The organism is Loigolactobacillus rennini DSM 20253 (assembly GCF_001436505.1).
GTDB lineage: Bacteria > Bacillota > Bacilli > Lactobacillales > Lactobacillaceae > Loigolactobacillus > Loigolactobacillus rennini.
Genome location: NZ_AYYI01000100.1, coordinates 976 through 1,688 on the forward strand (window position 1 = coordinate 976; position 713 = coordinate 1,688).

The 713-nt window shown below is 39.7% G+C and carries 1 protein-coding gene; it reads left to right on the forward strand.

Going from position 1 to position 713, the window contains the following annotated elements; translation table 11 throughout:
- The coding region (locus FC24_RS11845) for a phage portal protein (protein ID WP_235807409.1) at positions 1–693 on the forward strand (693 nt) is incomplete at its 5' end.
- Positions 694–713 lie beyond the last annotated feature (20 nt).

Here is a 713-nt window from a genome sequence, read left to right on the forward strand (position 1 = left end):
TTAGCGTTTGAAATTGGAATTTCGCAGGGCTCAAAAGGTTTTCTGCGAAACTTTTTTGACAACGGCGGGACATCAACTGCGGTACTGCGATATAAGAAAGGGCAAATTACTAACAAGGATTTAAAGCAATTAAAACAGAATTTTGCCGATAGTCAGTTGAAACAGAATGGCGGCTTAGTTGCAATTGATGACACTATGGAGTTTACTCGTTTAAAAATTCCGACTGAGGTTTTAAACTTTTTGAATTCGTATAAATTCAGTACGAATCAAGTTGCGAAAGCATTTGGCCTGCCCGTTAGCAAACTAGGTGTGGAAACCGTTAATACATCTATTACACAGGCTAACTTAGAGTATCTCCAGTCCACCTTGGATCCAATTTTTAAAATGATGATTGCTGAAATGGAGACTAAGATTTTTAATTCGATTGATTCCGGTTACGAGTTGGAATTTGACACCTCAAGACTGGTTGACATTGACCCAGAATTAAAACTAGAGCGGATCACGTCACTATTTAGCAAAGGCGTAATAACTGATAATGAATCCCGCCAGGCTTTTGGCTATGAACCAATAGAAGGTGGCGATGAAGTCTTTATTGACTTGAATCGTATTCCGTTATCCTCGCTGGGCGAATATCAAAAAGCTAAAATTGCCAAAGAAGTCGAGAAGAATACCCCTGAAGGGGGTGAGACTTGATGGCTAGAAGTCATGTAGAC